Source organism: Candidatus Accumulibacter meliphilus (assembly GCF_036625345.1).
Lineage (GTDB): Bacteria > Pseudomonadota > Gammaproteobacteria > Burkholderiales > Rhodocyclaceae > Accumulibacter > Accumulibacter meliphilus.
Genome location: NZ_JAZKTZ010000002.1, coordinates 240,004 through 255,780 on the forward strand (window position 1 = coordinate 240,004; position 15,777 = coordinate 255,780).

General features: G+C 59.3%; 16 protein-coding genes. 5 read left to right on the forward strand and 11 right to left on the reverse strand.

The features are described 5' to 3' along the window. Positions 1-46: 46 nt before the first annotated feature. Together V5B40_RS04590 and V5B40_RS04595 are read right to left on the reverse strand one after the other, a co-directional pair. The gene (locus V5B40_RS04590; protein ID WP_332353425.1) at positions 47-388 is read right to left on the reverse strand and encodes a DUF3467 domain-containing protein; all 342 of its coding nucleotides are present in this window, start codon (positions 386-388) and stop codon (positions 47-49) included. Between the two features lie 627 nt (positions 389-1,015). Continuing rightward, on the reverse strand, positions 1,016-1,729 hold the full coding sequence (locus V5B40_RS04595) for a PEP-CTERM sorting domain-containing protein (RefSeq protein ID WP_332353426.1): 714 nt from the start codon (positions 1,727-1,729) through the stop codon (positions 1,016-1,018). A gap of 982 nt (positions 1,730-2,711) precedes the next feature. Here V5B40_RS04595 and V5B40_RS04600 point away from each other — a divergent pair. Then, the gene (locus V5B40_RS04600; protein ID WP_332353427.1) at positions 2,712-3,131 is read left to right on the forward strand and encodes a DsrE family protein; all 420 of its coding nucleotides are present in this window, start codon (positions 2,712-2,714) and stop codon (positions 3,129-3,131) included. Between the two features lie 191 nt (positions 3,132-3,322). Beyond that, positions 3,323-4,621 (forward strand): TlpA family protein disulfide reductase, encoded by a 1,299-nt coding sequence (locus tag V5B40_RS04605; RefSeq protein WP_332353428.1) that lies wholly within the window; start codon positions 3,323-3,325, stop codon positions 4,619-4,621. 237 nt (positions 4,622-4,858) lie between these two features. On the opposite strand, the gene V5B40_RS04610 is transcribed toward V5B40_RS04605, so the two are convergent. From V5B40_RS04610 to V5B40_RS04640, 7 genes are read right to left on the reverse strand one after another with little or no spacing between them, the layout of a single operon-like run. Continuing rightward, a complete protein-coding gene (locus tag V5B40_RS04610) occupies positions 4,859-5,506 on the reverse strand; it encodes a TraK domain-containing protein (protein ID WP_332353429.1) in 648 nt (215 codons plus the stop codon). Next, positions 5,442-6,032 (reverse strand): type IV conjugative transfer system protein TraE, encoded by a 591-nt coding sequence (gene traE / locus V5B40_RS04615; protein ID WP_332353430.1) that lies wholly within the window; start codon positions 6,030-6,032, stop codon positions 5,442-5,444. The genes V5B40_RS04610 and traE overlap by 65 nt, the downstream gene beginning before the upstream one ends. A 3-nt stretch (positions 6,033-6,035) precedes the next feature. Further along, a complete protein-coding gene (gene traL / locus V5B40_RS04620) occupies positions 6,036-6,326 on the reverse strand; it encodes a type IV conjugative transfer system protein TraL (protein WP_043564723.1) in 291 nt (96 codons plus the stop codon). 14 nt (positions 6,327-6,340) lie between these two features. Then, entirely contained in the window at positions 6,341-6,634 is a 294-nt protein-coding gene (gene traA / locus V5B40_RS04625; protein ID WP_291903607.1) for a TraA family conjugative transfer protein, read from the reverse strand. After that, entirely contained in the window at positions 6,627-6,821 is a 195-nt protein-coding gene (locus V5B40_RS04630) for a hypothetical protein (RefSeq protein WP_291984655.1), read from the reverse strand. The genes traA and V5B40_RS04630 overlap by 8 nt, the downstream gene beginning before the upstream one ends. A gap of 4 nt (positions 6,822-6,825) precedes the next feature. After that, complete coding sequence (locus V5B40_RS04635) at positions 6,826-7,326, reverse strand: OmpA family protein (RefSeq protein ID WP_332353707.1); 501 nt, start codon at positions 7,324-7,326, stop codon at positions 6,826-6,828. Beyond that, a complete protein-coding gene (locus V5B40_RS04640) occupies positions 7,217-7,897 on the reverse strand; it encodes a hypothetical protein (RefSeq protein WP_332353431.1) in 681 nt (226 codons plus the stop codon). The genes V5B40_RS04635 and V5B40_RS04640 overlap by 110 nt, the downstream gene beginning before the upstream one ends. Positions 7,898-8,239: 342 nt before the next feature. Between V5B40_RS04640 and V5B40_RS04645 the strand changes: the two genes are divergently transcribed. After that, on the forward strand, positions 8,240-8,974 hold the full coding sequence (locus V5B40_RS04645) for a hypothetical protein (RefSeq protein WP_332353432.1): 735 nt from the start codon (positions 8,240-8,242) through the stop codon (positions 8,972-8,974). Between the two features lie 349 nt (positions 8,975-9,323). Beyond that, positions 9,324-11,153, forward strand: coding sequence for a zinc-ribbon domain-containing protein (locus V5B40_RS04650; protein WP_332353433.1), 1,830 nt, complete (start codon positions 9,324-9,326; stop codon positions 11,151-11,153). Positions 11,154-11,239: 86 nt separating this feature from the next. On the opposite strand, the gene V5B40_RS04655 is transcribed toward V5B40_RS04650, so the two are convergent. Then, complete coding sequence (locus V5B40_RS04655) at positions 11,240-11,683, reverse strand: hypothetical protein (RefSeq protein ID WP_332353434.1); 444 nt, start codon at positions 11,681-11,683, stop codon at positions 11,240-11,242. Between the two features lie 911 nt (positions 11,684-12,594). On the opposite strand from V5B40_RS04655, the gene V5B40_RS04660 reads away from it, so the two are divergent. Next, positions 12,595-13,977, forward strand: a complete 1,383-nt coding sequence (locus tag V5B40_RS04660) for an IS1182 family transposase (RefSeq protein WP_332353435.1) — start codon at positions 12,595-12,597, stop codon at positions 13,975-13,977. Positions 13,978-14,443: 466 nt separating this feature from the next. Here the strand turns inward: V5B40_RS04660 and V5B40_RS04665 are convergent, their stop codons facing one another. Continuing rightward, positions 14,444-15,643, reverse strand: coding sequence for a hypothetical protein (locus tag V5B40_RS04665; protein ID WP_332353436.1), 1,200 nt, complete (start codon positions 15,641-15,643; stop codon positions 14,444-14,446). Positions 15,644-15,777 lie beyond the last annotated feature (134 nt).

Genomic DNA, 15,777 nt, shown 5'->3' on the forward strand with positions numbered 1-15,777 from the left:
CGAAGCGTTGCCGGCAGCAGGCGCCGCCGGCCATCATACCGGCTTCCTAGTTGCCCTGGTTCAACTCGCCGTAGCGACCCTCGTATTCGCTGACCAGCTTGCCAAGCATCAGCGCCAGGCGCTTGGCGGCGAAAGGACTCATCACAATGCGATGCTCCAGCCTGACGTCGTACTCGGCAGCGCCCCGGTCCCAGCTCTCGTTGACCCCGAAGTTCATCACCACTTCCTCGCGCGTCGTGGTCACGTTCACCATATTGCAATAGCTGCTCTTCACCGACGCCGTATTCATCCGGATCTGCTGCTCCCCGGCTGTCGCAGCTCGCGTTTCGACCGCTTCTGCCGGAGCCTTGACCGGTGCTGCAGGGGTTTCAGGTTTTTCTTGTGCCATCTCTCGGTTCTCCCAGGAATTCTTCATCAAACTTGGCCGTGCTGCGCGCATTCGTCGCCGGAAGCGCCCCCGCGGCGAGCGGGCCATGGTCGCGCGCAAGGATTTACAGCGACCGCGAAGATTGTAGCGAAGCGGCCAGAGTAATCCGTGAACTACTGCCTGAATTAACAGAATTCTTCGCCAAATGGGTCACCAAGCAGTTTCTTCAGTTCGCACGCTTGCCTTCACCGAGGACGCTGCCATAGCGGTGACGGTAACTAACGGTCATGACATGTCGAGACACCCCTGATGATGAAAGCCATGACCGTCCCCCTCTCGCTTGCAGTGCGCATTCCGGCTTGCACGCCGGAATCGTTCGCCGGGCAGGGAGCATGCTCCCTGAATTCCCCGCCTCACCCCTGACCCTTCTCCCGCGAGGGGAGTTTCGTGAGTCGCGTGCGCGACTTTCACATTAAGGCGATTGCCGGAAAAGAGCGTACCAGATTGCGCCGGATTTTCGGTCGCCTTCAAGGCGCGACGGGCGGCGCGTAATCGAGCTGTGTAACAGTTGTTGCAACACGGAAGGCGAGCCAAAAAACAAGCAAGATGGGCTGTCCTTTGACAGAAATCGCCTTTTCCTTTGGCAGGCTAGCCCAAGCGCCTACGGCCGAAGCCCACACCGATCAAACCCAGGGCGATCATGGCCAGGGTCGCTGGCTCAGGAACCTCCTGAGAGAAGAACTTCTGGAAATTGGTGATCGCGGCCGGACCGCCGTCCCAGCTCGATACGTAGACAAATTGATCCACCCACATTTCCTGCTGCGGGGCGAAGTTCCGGACGTCCTGCTCCTTGAATTCATTGAGCAATGCGTCAACCCAGACCCGTTGCCACGCGATTTCGTCCGGAACTGCCGGTTCGCAATTCGCGCTGCTGCACACGGTCTCTTCGATACCGAGTAAGGTATCTGGACTCGCGACCCACCCGCCGGAGATGCTCAGTTCGCTGTCCTTGATCCGCATTCTCGGGTCAAGGACGGTGACCTTGAACTCAAACCGCAGAATCGCGACGTCAAAATCCCCCGCTTGCCCCCCCGCTTGCACGCCTCCGCCACCAATCGCAAAATTCAGGCCCGGGTTCAGCAGGTTGCCAGAAATACCGGTCACCTCAATCCGAGTCAAGTCTATGGACGGCGCGTCGGAGGAGTCGACAAGATCTTTCAGCTGCCAATCACTGAACAACTTGTCGTTGACCTGAATTGTGCCTGCTGCGAACAGGGCATCCAAGCTTATGGCCTGCGCCCCCGTCGTGGCAAGCATCAGGAACAGCCCCCCCAGCGTCGCGCTGAGCTTTTTGATTGTCATCTTGCGATTCATTATTTTTTGTCGCTTTAAACCTACTCAATGGGTCATGCAGCTGCGCGAGTCCTGGTAACAGCGGGAAGCGGCCTCCGCCACGCCCCCCAAAGCTACTGCACCGGATGTTTTTCCCCTTCGCTTGAACGATGTGACGGATTTCACGTGCCCCGGATAAACGATCGCAGTGAAGCTTAAGGCAAAATTCACAGCAGAACAGACAATTACATCTATTCAGGCACTTGACCACATCAGATATTTCAATTTCATCTTGGCGTCCTCTGTAAAATTTTTCGACATCCGCCCCGGAGAAAAGAAAGAGAAGAAAAGAGAAAAGAACAAGAAAGAAAAGGAAAGGGGCCAGGGTCGAAGCGAAGAAAGGCAGAAGCGAAGAAAGGGGCCAGGGTCGAATTATCTGAAGCGAAGAAAGGGGCCAGGGTCGAATTATCTAATATGGGATCAGTTTCTTCGGCCTTGTCTCGCCGGGCAACCGAAACAGCGCCGGAATCTATTGATCAATTTATTGGTGCAGAAGTCTCGGCCGGACGGCGGCAATTGAGCATCAAGCGGCCGGATAGCTTCTATATTTCATGAGACCGCTTAGGGTCGGTAGCGGACGAGGGATTCTCTCCAATGGGGCTGGTGACACGAGTGTTGAGTCTGTCCCCGTATGGTCGTCGATGGCCGCCGATACCCTGTCGGGGAAGTGCGAGCTGCCGCGACTCGAGTGCTTGGCCGCCGGCCGACGCACCGCATCAGCGTGCCGCCCTTGTGGGCAGTTTGTTGAGCTGAGTGATTGTGCCAAGCGAGTCGAGGCCACTTCTCTCGTCGTCAAGCGCAGGCCCGCATGAACGTCGGGCGCCACTCTTGCTGATCTGAGATGCGACAAGATGCCACACGACGATTGGTCGCTGACCGGGCATACTTGGGATAGCCGTTCGTTGTGATTTCCGACGATCGAGCGTTCCACCCGCTTTCCACGGAGGTATGTATGCAGTTCTTCAAAACTGTCTTGATGGCCCTGGCGCTGATCGTTTCCGGTTTATCGAACCCAGTCTTCGCCGGTGATAAGGATCCCTTGTTCATCGCTTTATCGAGCGATGCGACACGGCGGGTTGGCCACGTTCTGCATTTTGCCGAGCTTCAACGCGCCAGAGGACACTCGTTGACGATTTGGCTGAACGAGAGCGGCATCCTTCTCGCGTCCAGGAAGTACACGGAGAAGCATGCAGATCATCAAAAGGCGCTCGCCGAACTGATGAGCAAGGGTGCGACGGTATTGATATGCCACTATTGCATGCAGCAATTCGACGTCGCAGCATCGGACTTGTTGCCGGGCTTCAAGATCGGCAGCCCGGAGCTGATTGGTAACGCCTTGTTCGAGGACGACACCAAGACCTTGTCCTGGTGAGTGCCTGACCACGAGCCATCGGTTCTGGCACTGCACCGACCGGCGCCGGAGAAGAAGAAGAGAAGAAAGGGACTGGGCGGGATGCGAATGACAGGCGCAGTCTGAAAGCTTCCGCCGTGCCTGTCGAAGCTCAAACTACGACAAGGCGGCATTCAGCCAGCCACGCCGGCTGACTATCGGCAAGGTACGCGATGACAACACGACTCACCGGCTTGCTTCGGGTCTTACGCCTGATCTTCCTGTTCACTGTCGCCGCCGTTTATTGCTCGCCAGCCGCTGCCGACGCGCCGCTGTGGATCGACCACGACGCCGCCGGCGAACGGCGGGTACATTTGTACTTCTTCTGGACCCGCAGCTGTCCGCATTGCCAGGCGGCGATTCCGTTCGTCGAGGCGCTGTCAGCCCGCTATCCCTGGTTGCTGGTGCACAGTAGTGACATCAGCAGCGATCTGGAAGCGGCCAAGGCGTATGTCGCCATGGCGGAGGCTCTGAGTCAAGAAGCGAGTAGCGTTCCAGCCTTTATCTTCTGCGGCGGCATGGCCGTCGGTTTCGACCGGCCTGAAGGAACCGGGCGCGCGCTGGAAGAGGGACTGCGCTTGTGTCGCGAAACGGGCATGCCGGTAGCGCTCGATCCTGCTGCGGCAATGGCGCAGGCGCCGAGTGTCGATCTCCCGTTGCTCGGCAGGGTGACGGCCGAGCAGCTGTCGTTGCCGGTTTTCACCCTGATCATCGCCGGACTTGATGCTTTTAATCCCTGCGCCTTCTTTGTGCTCCTGTTCCTGCTGTCGCTGCTCGTCCATGCGGGCAGCCGCCGACGCATGCTATTCATCGGCACCGTCTTCCTCTCCTTCTCGGGCCTGATCTACTTCGTGTTCATGGCCGCCTGGCTGAACGCTTTCCGCTGGCTGGGCGAGATCGCTGCCGTTACTACGGTCGCAGGGGTGCTGGCGATAATCATCGCACTGATCAACATCAAGGACTATTTCTGGTTCAAGAAGGGGATCTCGCTGAGCATCTCCGACGCCGCCAAGCCCAGGCTCTACCAGCACGTGCGCGGACTGCTGCGGGCGGACAGCATGCCGGCGCTGACGCTCGGCACGGTTGCCCTGGCGGTGGCGGCGAATTCCTATGAGCTGCTGTGTACCGCCGGATTCCCGATGGTCTATACGCGGCTGCTGACCCTGTCTGACTTGTCCCCCTGGCAGCACTATGCCTACCTCGGACTCTACAGTCTGGTCTATGTGATGCCGTTGATGATCATCACCCTGGTGTTCACCTGGACCCTCGGCTCGCGCAAGATGTCCGAGAGGGAAGGACGATTCCTCAAACTGCTTTCCGGCAGCATGATGCTAGGACTGGGCGTTCTGCTGCTTGTTGCACCGGCGGCGCTCAACGATCTGCGCGTGGCCCTGGCCTTGCTGGCCGGCGCGCTTGGTGGTTCATGGCTGGTGCACCGGCTGATGAGCTCTCGGAAATCGTTCTCGATCTAGTCGCCGCCGAAGGGCGAGTTTCGAGAACGTCTGCCTTAGCGTGCTTTGTTGTCCGTTTTCCGAGAGGAAGGAGCGGTTGTCAGGGGCAGGAACCCGATCCGATCACCCTAGCATTCCGTCATATGGGCATGTAGGCGTGGTGCCGATGCGGTTTTCGCTGCGGCGTTCGAGGTTTGGCTCAACGCTTCTTCTTCCCGGCCAGCGTGTCCTGCACATACTGAACGGGATCTTCCCCGGTCAGCCCCTCGACCACTGTCGATACAGCTCGCGGTCGTCGATCACCATCCGCGCCGACGAAACGTTGATCAGCTGGTACTTCTCTCCGAACAAGGCGCCGTCCAACGTTCTTACCAGGATCAGGCGGGCTTCGTTCCAGAGGGGGACGATCTCCAGCGTGTTTCGGGCGGTCATGTCTTCGGGTTCGGCATCGCGCGCCAAAGCGAGCATCACGCGGCGGATCGCGCCGACGCGGGAGTCGTCGGCCAGAATGGCTTTGCCCTCGCTGCGTGCCTGACTGCGATCGCGAATGACCAGCGTTTCTGCCGGGATGTCGGCGGTATGGAGCAGCAGCTTCCAGTGACGGCCGGCATCGTCGGCGACGAAGACGCTGAACTGCGCCTGCTCGGTCGTCGGTTTGAGGTAGGCGGCGCCGGTTTCCCGGTCGCCACTGACGGCGAACTCGCCTTCGACGCCGTGGATACGGCGAATCTTTCCGCCATCGACGCGGATCAGGTTCGGTTCGTTGCGCGATACCGTGGCGGTCAGCCCATCGTCCGGGCGCCCCTCCAGGAGCTGCCCGGCGAGAATCGGCGAGGTGACGCTAGCGAGAAGAAGCGTCAGCGCCAAACGGGTCGCGATCGCTGGTTTCCCTGAATTCGGATACATGCAGTCTCCCATTGCGGTAACGGAAGCCGACCACATAGGTGGTCTGCTTCTCGGAAGCTTTCTTGTCCCCGACCCAGGTCATCAGGACGCCGGCGAGGGCCACTATCATGGCGGGCTCGTTGGCCATCACCGATTGCGCAGAAAACTGCGTCGAGGCGTTTTTCTTGCGGAGGAAGTCGGTGCGGGCGTCGAACTCGGCCTGGAGACGACCGTATTCGCTGGGCGCGGTGTATTTGAGGAAGAGGTTCTTCTGGTACTCGGCGACGTGCGGCGTGATGTTGAGCGCGAGACCGGCGTACCAGTACGCCATCTCCTGCAGGTAATCCCCGGAAACCTTCTGATCGCTGACCCAGAAGCTCTTCTGAACTTCCGGCGGTACCAGCACGGTTCTTTCCGAGCCGGCCACTCCGAGCAAGGCGCCGGCATTGGCCAGCAGCGCCAGGACGAGTCCGCCGACGGCAATGCGCATGAAGGTGATTTCAGCGCGATGATTGTCCCGCTCGGAGGTGAAGGTTCGAAGGCGCATGGCTCAGCCAAGGAAGAAGCGCAGATGCGACGGCGGGGTCGCCCGCAAGCGGACGACGATCCCACTCGGCAGCCACCAGTAGAGCGCGTGCAAGGCGAACTTGGGGTGCTTGCCGGTCTTGATCCGACCGTACTGCCAGGCGAGGAGCGCGCCGCAGACCATCCCGGCCAGCATGGCCCCCGAGATCACGCCCGTCCCCATGATCAGCAGGAAGAGGATGGCCTGATCGAAGTCCCACCACAGGAAACGTTCCTGGGCTTCGAGTGACTTGGGGATGTAACCGATCTCGTCCACGGCGCTCTCCGGATTCAGATCGTGGCGGTGAGAATGCCGGTCGAGATCGTCGGGGCGTATTGCAGAAACACCGCGAACGCGACCCCGGAAAGAATCGGCATCGGGTTGAGCCTCGCCAGCGAGAAGAGCGCACCCAGGCCGATCGCGGCGATCGCAGCCGCCTTGCCGAAGTAGCCCTGGACCATGCCGGTCAGCCAGGTATAGAGACTTTGAAACTCGGTGCCGGTGTTTCCCGCCAGTGCACCGGTGGCGGCGGTCAGCAAGACGAGCGCCAGGGCGCCCTTGATCCAGTTACGACGGCTATCCATGACGATTCCCTTTGAGATCGACACAAGATTTGATGAGCCATCCAAGGCCGAGCCCGACGGCGATGCCGCCCAGATGGGCGTCGAATCCGCCTTCGATCGGCGAACCCGGGGCGAGGATGCCGATGGCGATGAAACCGCCGGCGATGACTACGTCGCGGATGAAGCTGTGGGTATGCGGTAATTTCACGTCACTACGCTCCTTTGCGGTTGCTGTTGCGGTAGGTGCTGCGGTTGCGGTCACTGAGCCCGTCGCGCGGGCCAGCGAGACGTGCCTCGACGCGGCGGTTGCTGCGGCGCGCCGCTTCGGTGGGTGCCGGATCGAGGTAGCAGCACAGGCCCTCGGCACGAACCACGATCTCGGCCTCGACACCTCTGTCGAGGAGCCATGAGCGGACGGACTCGGCACGCCGTCTGGCGAGACGATCGTTGTAGGCTTTGCCACCGACGTCGTCGGTTCGGCCGTATTGCTCGATGAGCTTGTACTTCGCGGCGAGGGTCGCGAAGTGCTTTAGCGCCCGTTGCCCATCGGCGGTGGGAGGATCCTTGCCATACTCGAAATGGATGGTGGCAGTGGCAGGCTCGTCAGCGGTGGCGAGGGGAGAAACAGAGGCCTCCGGCGAGGGGGTCGGCTGGACACCCCGAACGGGAGGCGCTGGCTCGTTTGTGATGACGGCAAGTTCGACGATCGCCAGCGTCTTGCTTGATGGCGTCGCCCTGCTTCTGCGCGGCGGTGATCAGTCGCTGCTGCAGAGCGATCACTTGCTCTTTCTCATCAATCAGCAACCCCTTGCCGGGGATCTCATATGAAATCGCACCGATGGCTGGCGACGACACGAGCTCCGGCTTCTTCAACGTCACGGTGATGCCGGTGGCGTCTCCTGCGACAGTGAAACTCTCGGGGCTCAGGTCGTAGCCCACGGAGTATTCAACCGCGTAGTCCAGGATGATGGTTGCGTCCGACTTGATTCCCAGCGCTGACCTGTTGATGTGCTCGACATGGACATAGTTGCGGTCGATTGTTGCCGCCAGGAATTTTGCTCGGCCGGAGATGGCTTTCTTGGTGACCTCCAGGTATTGGGTAAAAGTGGTGTAGCCGAGGAGGTCGTCCTGGGTCTCGGACAGGGTTTTCTCCATGACGTGTAGCTTGGATTGGAGGGCGGATTGGCGATGTTGGGCGGAGTCGTGGAGATATTGATAGGTTGCGGCGGCGGCGAGTGCGGCGATTGATGCGGTGACGGCTATTGCAGTTCGGGCTCTCTTCATGGGCAGCTCCTGGGTGGGTTGGGACTGGCGGTTACGGATTGGGGATTTGGGATTGGCGGGCGGACCGGGGGGCGGGGCGAACTTCCGCCTTGATGGCGATGGCCGAGCCGCATGTTCAAGAAACATCGGGAGTGTTAAGGGCAGCCGAACTTCTACGAGTTTGCGCGGCTGGTAACACGCAACTCAAGCGCGAATCTGCTAAGCTACGCAGAGGCTTTCTGGCCAAACCTGCCGCCGGGTTAAACAGACATTCGCGATGCTCGCGTAATACCTTGATCGACCTTCAATCTTTGGTCGGTGCGTAATCGGCGGACACTGACCGATAGTGATTGGAGGTACCTTATGGCCTCGATTCCCCTCATGGGATCGTCCCTCGCTGTAGTCAAGAAAGCGCTGCGTGAAGCCTTACCGGACGTTCGTTCATCTCACCTCAGCGAAGCGCTGGCAGCATCGTTGCGTCGCCGAACACATGCATCCTTGATTGCGGAACTTCCGGGTTACCGCGACGACCCACCGATCGAACTCCTCGTCGACGAACTGTTTGATCGCCGTCTTCAGGAACTAGGTTATCCGCCTGATCCAGAGTTCAGCTTCGAGTGGCTCAACAACTCAGGCGCCATCCCGACACTCGCTCCCAATGCCTGGGACATTGACTATCGGAGTGTTCGCGAAAAGGCTTGGCGCAACCTGATGGTATGCGTGATCAATGAAGGACTGCGCCAGAAGCTCTTCTCCTTGCGGCCCGACAATAACCGCTGGCCGAATGCCGAGAATGATGGCTGTGTGTTCGACTTCACGCTGCGCAATGGATTGCCGGCACGGGGCTACGTCCACGACATTGGCTTTGGCGAACTCAGCATTCATGCCGCTGTTAATCCGATTAGCGACTGGGTGCGTTGCGGAAACGCGGGGTTCGACGCTGGCGATGCGTTCGCAGCCGGATGGCTCGAACGGCAAGAGGGAGCTTGGTTGCAATCCGCCACGAGCCAGTTCAATTGCCGAAAGGTGCTGGTGACTTCCCTTGCCGGTCTTCAAGTGGAACCCCTCGGCTATGGAGATCGTGGCCGGATAAGGTGACAATGCAAGTGCTGGCCGGCTTTATCGCTGGTCAATATCGTTTTGGGATGGCAACAATAAGGAGAACGTGCGCGCTCTCGTCCGCTCCGACCCCGCTTGTGCGGTCGTGGGACCCCCCCCGTGTGTGTTTCCCTTGTTGTGACTAAGATGACTGAACGACTTTCTCTAGCAGCCACCCACAACGCTTGTGTCAGTCCGTACAACCCGTCACGACGAGCCATGGTGATGGGGAGCTTGCTTGAAGCGAATGAGTGCTCCCAGAGCCGGAGTCAGCCGCTCACCTCTATTGGATGCGGGTGACGTATGCTCGTCCCTTCCTGCGACCAACCAAGCCTCATCTCGTGGAAACATGACGACTAAGCTCGAAAACGGGATAGCGCTATTGCACGCGAAAGCTGCTGAAAAAGGGGGCAGCTGCCTTTCAGCGAATTACTCTGGTGTAGATCAGCGATACCGTTTTCGATGTGCAAAAGGGCACGAATGGGATGCAACTTTCTACAGCGTTGTTAGACGCGGCCAGTGGTGCGCTCGTTGCTCAGGCAGAAAAGTTGTTCCTGAGGAACAGCTTGAGATAGCTAGAAGTCTTGCATCTCATAAGGGCGGAGAGTGCCTCACCGACCAATACACTACTTCCCAATCGCAGATGGCGTGGCGCTGCGCGATCGGCCATGAGTGGCAGGGTACTTACAGCAACATCGTCAATCGCGGCAAATGGTGTCCGTGGTGTGCGGGTAACAAAGTTGATGCGGCTACACAACTCCTGAGAGCGCAGCAAGTTGCGCACGGCCGTGGAGGTGATCTACTGACGTCATCCTATACGGGCAATAAGGAGCCCATGCGTTGGCAATGCGCTGAGGGTCACGAATGGAATGCGTCTTTTGGGACAGTAGTGGGGCGTGGTGCCTGGTGTGGCCGGTGTGGAGGCAATCAGCGTGAAGCCCACGAGCAGTTCGCGAAGGCTCAAGAGATTGCCACGAAGAAGAATGGACGATGCCTTGATGCTGAGTATCGCGGTACCTCAGCAAAAATGTTGTGGCAATGCGAGCGCGGCCACAGATGGCGGGCCACCTTCTATTCCGTTGTGCAGGGCGAAACTTGGTGCCCCACTTGTTCAGCAGGGTTGAAGGAAAGACTGGTTCGCCATACTCTTGAAGTTCTATTCGGCGTCCCATTCAAGAAGCATCGTCCAAGTTGGCTAAAAAATCCTGCCACTGGTCGACTCATGGAACTTGATGGCTTCAACCCTGAATTACAGCTGGCATTTGAGTATCAAGGGCCACAACATTACAGGGTTGTCCTTCCGTTCAAGATGGACGCAGTACGCTTGCAAAAGAGCCAATTTCGAGACGAGCAGAAACAATTATTGTGCAAACAGCACGGCATTACTCTTCTAGAAATTCCATACTCGGTTGAAGCTGAAGAGCTGCCCAAATGGATCAGCAATACAATCGTGAGCACGCCTAGATCGGAACGCATTACACCAAGAATGGGCGACTGGAGATCGGTTCAGCCAGCCGAATGGCTTAAATCAGATTCATATTCAGTCGCAACACTGGCTGCGTTCGCACAAGAAAGAAGCGGAAGGTGTCTATCCACGAGCTACGTGGGTGTGAAGGAGAAATATAGGTGGCGTTGCGCCAATGGCCATGAGTGGAACTCCACATGGGATTGCCTGAAAAACCAAAACACCTGGTGTCCAGTATGTTGTGGAAACGTGATTCAAAATGCTTTGCTTGATTTACAGAAGCTCGCCGAAAGCAGAGGCGGTCAGCTCGTCTCAACTGCCTACCTTGGGATGCAGAATAAGCATTATTGGCGATGTTCCCTGGGGCACGAATGGGAAGCCAAGGCATCACATGTCAAGCACTCTGGAAGTTGGTGCCCGATTTGCGCAGGCCACGTTCTGATTGAGCCGTTGAAGCAATTGCAACATATTGCCGAGGAACGAGGTGGTTTGTGCCTATCGGAACAATATGTTTCGAGTACGACGAAGCTCAGGTGGCGTTGTGCCGTTGGGCATGAATGGGACGCTGTGCCTAGCAGCATTAAGGCTGGCCGCTGGTGCCCCGCATGTGCCACCAAGCAACGCATCGCGACACGTAAGAACACGCACGCGCGGCGCCAGATCTATCCCATTGCCAACGGTCAAGAAATAGTAAAATCAAGAGGGAAGACCTGATTGCACTCCCGGGGCCCGCCCCCCGTTTCTCTCCGCTCCTGCGCTCCACCCCTACTTTGACGACCAGAGCAAAGTTTGGCGACATGTTATGGCTCAATATCTGCCAAATCTCGAAAGTAGCGCTGCATCCAGCCGGCGAATGAGGATGGAATTCTCTGGCTGTTTACGGGGAAAATACCACCCAGTGACTGTATCCGTGTGCCTCTCCAAATGCCGGGTATGCGGTCTCGAATGGTGCCCACTATGCATATTTGGCCAAGCTGTGAAACGACAGCGGTCTGCTCTTCCGTATGGCATACCGTGAAGCCGACGATTTCTACTTTCTCAGCTGGGAAATTGGTTCCGCTCAGGAACAGCAAGTGCTGATCGTCTTGATCAGCTGGAGCTTCCTCTGCGAGGAGCGCTGCTGCCCACCGTCCCAGCTTTTCATCTGCCGCGAGATGCGTGTCGTCGGGTAACGATTGGAGTAAGCGTTCTGCCGCTGGGGCCAGGCCGCCGTACGGATTTGGAGTGGAGTGTTTCAGAAACACCAATGCACGCCAAGACACTGAAAGTGCAAACAATTGAAGCCATGGCCTATATCGTAAGGGAAGGCGCGCGGCTATACCGTCTGGATAGAAAGTTTCTTTCGCCCTCTGTTCCCAACGAGAGAACGACTGTTCACACGTCAGGCACAACAGCCTTGCGACAGCGCCTTTCTGTAGTGGACGCTGTGGCCTTGACGCGGCATAGAATCTGCCATTCGGTTGTCGAAGGCGTTTGATGAGAAAATTAGGCAGAATATGGCTCTGTTGCAAGGGCTCATTACTGCCGCAGAGCCCGCAGGCATTCAGAGGGGGAAATTGCGTATGCGGCATTCGGGGGATCTCAATTGGCCCTAGCGAATAGCGCTTATCTGCCGCCGCGAAGGCGCCTGCATCAAGCGCTGGCGGCTCGCGGCAGCGGAACCGTGTTGGATGGACGGCCGCGCTGCCGGTCACCATGGCGATTGTAGGGCCGGACGGCCGGAAGTCAATCGCTTGGCATGAAAGCGGTGGCAGATCGATCGATGCTCACCAACAGGCAACGGTGCCGCCAGGACGCCTACCTGCCGACGCGCCAGCAAAGACCCTGACGCACACCCACGTGATCTACCGCGCCCGAGCCCTTCCCGCAACGCCCCCAGAGAGCCACCCCAGGTCGGTATAGGCCCGGACGCTACCCCCAAACGCAAAAAGCCCAACCGCGAGGGCTCGGCCACGGCATCGCGCCCGGAAGATCGCTGGCAGTGGCGATGCCGGCGACTTCAGCTACGGCGCAAGTATGCGCCAGTCAGTTCGGACCTGCGGGTATCACAGTCAGGTAGCGGCGTCAGAGTCTGTGAAAATATTCCCCGCTCTCCACCGCCAAGCCACGCACCTGGGTTATAATGACGAAGTCATTTACACTCCAGGTGACGACCATGCCCGTGACGCAAGCCCTGTTCCCCGACGATGCTATGCCCCCGTTGGACGTGAATGCGCCAGAAGCTGAGAAGGCAGCGCTACCGAAGGCGTTGGCGCGAGTCTTGATGCCGAACCGCACGCAGCTTGAATGGCGTGCCAGCGATCTGGAGTCACTGCTGCCGCCTGGACATCGAGCACGGTTGGTATGGGGTTACGTCGAGCGACAAGATCTGGAAGGACTGTACGCCGGGATCAAAGTGACTGAGGGTGGCGTGGGACGGGCGGCGATTGCTCCTGAAATTCTGTATGCCCTCTGGCTTTACGCGACGCTGGAAGGTGTGGGCTGTGGGCGGGCCGTGGCCCGTCTGACCGAGTCCCATGATGCCTACCGGTGGATTTGTGGTGGCGTGCAAGTCAATTACCACACCTTGTGCGATTTTCGCAGCCGCCAGGGCGAGGCGCTCGACGATCTGCTGACCGACAACGTCGCCAGCCTGATGGCGGCGGGAGCGGTCAAACTCAAAGGGTGTGCGCAAGACGGCATGCGGGTACGCGCCAGTGCCGGTGCGGCGTCCTTCCGGCGGGAAGAGACGCTTAAAGCTTGTCGCGAAGAGGCGCGGCAACAGGTGGCCAAGCTCAAGGCCCAGTTGGATGACGACCCCGTGGGCGAAAGCGCACGCACACAAGCGGCGCAGCAGCGTGCGGTGGCCGAACGGGAGGCGCGCATTGAAGCCGCCCTGGACCGGCTGCCCGAACTGGCGGCGATCAAGAAGGGTCAGGGCAAGGAGCCGGATAAGGCCCGGAGTTCGACGACCGATGCCGACGCGACGATCATGAAGATGGGCGATGGGGGATTTCGGCCGGCCTACAACTTTCAGTACGCCGCCGACACCGAAAGTCAGGTGATCATCGGCGTTGAGGTCGTTACCGTCGGCACCGACCAAGGTCAGATGGTACCGATGGTCGAACAAGTCAGCGAACGCTGTGGCCAGGTCCCGGAGAACTGTCTGGTTGATGGAGGCTATCCGGGCCATGGACAGGTCGACGCAGTCGCGGACAACACGACCGTTTATGCCCCGGTGCCCAAGGCCAGGAACTCGGAAGTCGACATCCACCAACCGAAACCCAAAGACAGCCCGGCGGTCGCCCAATGGCGTCAGCGGATGGGCAGTGATGAAGCCAAGATCATTTACAAGCAGCGCGCATCGACGGCCGAATGCGTGAATGCTCTGGCACGCAACCGGGGTCTGAATCGACTACGGGTTCGCGGGCTGAAGAAAGTAAAGGCGGTCGCCCTACTCTTCGCCTTGGCACATAACCTGATGCGTACTGTCACGCTCGCACCCCACTTGGTTGGGATAGGGACAGGAACGTCCGTTGTTCCACAAATCGCCGGGTAACCGGGGAAAACAGGCGAAAAAAGGATAGATCAAGGGCCAACGGCAATCATTATCATGAATTAGGCATATTCTGGCCCGTGGTGGCGTTACCAGGGGAGCTTCGCCTCTACTGGCGCGAAGGCAATAAATTCACAACCTCTCAGTTCACGGACTGTTTGCGGAGCTTCGGTCATTCGACGGCTCGAAAGGCAGGGCCGTCGGGCGGCAGTCAACGGATCGGAAAACACCCACACGGCTCTACTGGTAATGGCCGCCAGCTGCCCTTGGCTGATGGTAAGGCAAAGCGGGATTGGCACGCATCCGACCTTGCTTCCCGACCGTCCGGCATGGCCGAGTAGCCGAAATCGCGCTCGCCCTCGGGAATGTCGGCTGTCCGTGATACTGCTGACCCTCGCGTCGTTGATGACAGTCACAGCGCCACGATCGTTGATGGCGGCCACGGTGCCGATCCGCCCGATTGCCTACCCTACTTCCCAGCGGCGTCGATCTTGCGCTTCCCTTTGCCCCCCGCCTCTGCTCGCAAGCTTCCCAGTGCCTGCTCGATTGCCGGATACATCCTGGCAGCCGTCGGACTCGTCGTCCGAACCTCCTTGCAGGTGTCGAGGGCCATCTCGAACAGCGATCCAGCATCCCCTTTGGCGTCGAAGCCAATGAGGCTCAACTGGCCAAGTGCCGTCAAGGTCATCACGCGCCCCAGCGGGTAGCGTGCCCAGTGCGCATAGGCGACCGCGCGATAGAGGACGTCCTCGGCTTCGTCGAAACGCTTCTCGTCCATCAGTTGATGCGCCCTGTCGTATTCCTCGGTCGACCGATCGGTGCAGTAGTTGCGCAACGGCTCCGGAGGCAGAAACTCGGGCGGTAACGACAAGGCGCGATCTACCGGCGGCGCATGCGGTTCGCGCGCCATCGCGGCCAGCTTCGCCTGTACTGCCTCCCAACCGTCGTCGCCTTGCCGAAGCAGACGATGGGGAAAGTCATCGAGCGATCCCGCTATCGACACGGGCTCCTGGCGCCTGGCGCCGGTGAGCAATGCCGCATCCTTCAACGCGGCGAAGGGGTCCTCCTGCTCGATGACCACCAGCGTCGACGTCTGCTTGCCCGCCGCACGGATCAGTTCCAGTTCCTTCAGCACGCCCGCAGTGAAGCCGAGGAAGTGCATGACGATCATGCCCGCGTTGCGAACCAGTAAGGAGGCCAGCGATTCCCAGTCCTCGTCTGCCAGGACGAATGCCGGCAACGGCCCGCTCTGTCCCGCCGGGTTCTGGATACCCACCACGGGCAGAGAGGGTTCCACGGCCGCCTGGAGGCGCCGCTGCATGTGGTTGTCGAACTGCCCGGCGAGGGTCACCACCTGCGGCAGTCCGTACGGGTCGTTGCGGGCGCCATAGACGCGTGGACCGAGGCCAAAATTGCGCAGATAAAGACAGAACGGGGTCTGTCTGAGCACGGCTTCCCCGACGATCCCGGCCGCGCGTTGATGCGGTTTTTCCTTGAAGAACAGGCGCAGCGAATCGAGCGCCAGTAGCCGGGACTCTGAAAGCTGCGCTCCCGTCCTGCCGGCGCGCGGCGGATAGTCCGGGTAAGACATGTTCATCAGTTCCAGCAGCGTGCCGTCCACCACGGGTGGCAGATAGCCCATGAACGGGGGAAGATTGCCGCCGTTCATGGCAGGTACCGGCGAGATGGGAAGTCGCCGGCCTGGCCTGCACGCCCCAAGCCGATTACGGGCATCTCCGCTGTTTCATTTTGCAGACGCCTGCCGACATTTTCTGGAGATATTCGGGCGAAACCGAAGGTGCC

Excerpts from the sequence above, each read along its gene's own strand:
- V5B40_RS04590 (WP_332353425.1), bottom strand. The coding sequence starts at position 388 with ATGGCACAAGAAAAACCTGAAACCCCTGCAGCACCGGTCAAGGCTCCG.
- V5B40_RS04595 (WP_332353426.1), bottom strand. The coding sequence starts at position 1,729 with ATGACAATCAAAAAGCTCAGCGCGACGCTGGGGGGGCTGTTCCTGATG.
- V5B40_RS04600 (WP_332353427.1), top strand. The coding sequence starts at position 2,712 with ATGCAGTTCTTCAAAACTGTCTTGATGGCCCTGGCGCTGATCGTTTCC.
- V5B40_RS04605 (WP_332353428.1), top strand. The coding sequence starts at position 3,323 with ATGACAACACGACTCACCGGCTTGCTTCGGGTCTTACGCCTGATCTTC.
- V5B40_RS04610 (WP_332353429.1), bottom strand. The coding sequence starts at position 5,506 with ATGTATCCGAATTCAGGGAAACCAGCGATCGCGACCCGTTTGGCGCTG.
- traE (WP_332353430.1), bottom strand. The coding sequence starts at position 6,032 with ATGCGCCTTCGAACCTTCACCTCCGAGCGGGACAATCATCGCGCTGAA.
- traA (WP_291903607.1), bottom strand. The coding sequence starts at position 6,634 with ATGGATAGCCGTCGTAACTGGATCAAGGGCGCCCTGGCGCTCGTCTTG.
- V5B40_RS04640 (WP_332353431.1), bottom strand. The coding sequence starts at position 7,897 with ATGAAGAGAGCCCGAACTGCAATAGCCGTCACCGCATCAATCGCCGCA.
- V5B40_RS04645 (WP_332353432.1), top strand. The coding sequence starts at position 8,240 with ATGGCCTCGATTCCCCTCATGGGATCGTCCCTCGCTGTAGTCAAGAAA.
- V5B40_RS04650 (WP_332353433.1), top strand. The coding sequence starts at position 9,324 with ATGACGACTAAGCTCGAAAACGGGATAGCGCTATTGCACGCGAAAGCT.
- V5B40_RS04660 (WP_332353435.1), top strand. The coding sequence starts at position 12,595 with ATGCCCGTGACGCAAGCCCTGTTCCCCGACGATGCTATGCCCCCGTTG.
- V5B40_RS04665 (WP_332353436.1), bottom strand. The coding sequence starts at position 15,643 with ATGAACGGCGGCAATCTTCCCCCGTTCATGGGCTATCTGCCACCCGTG.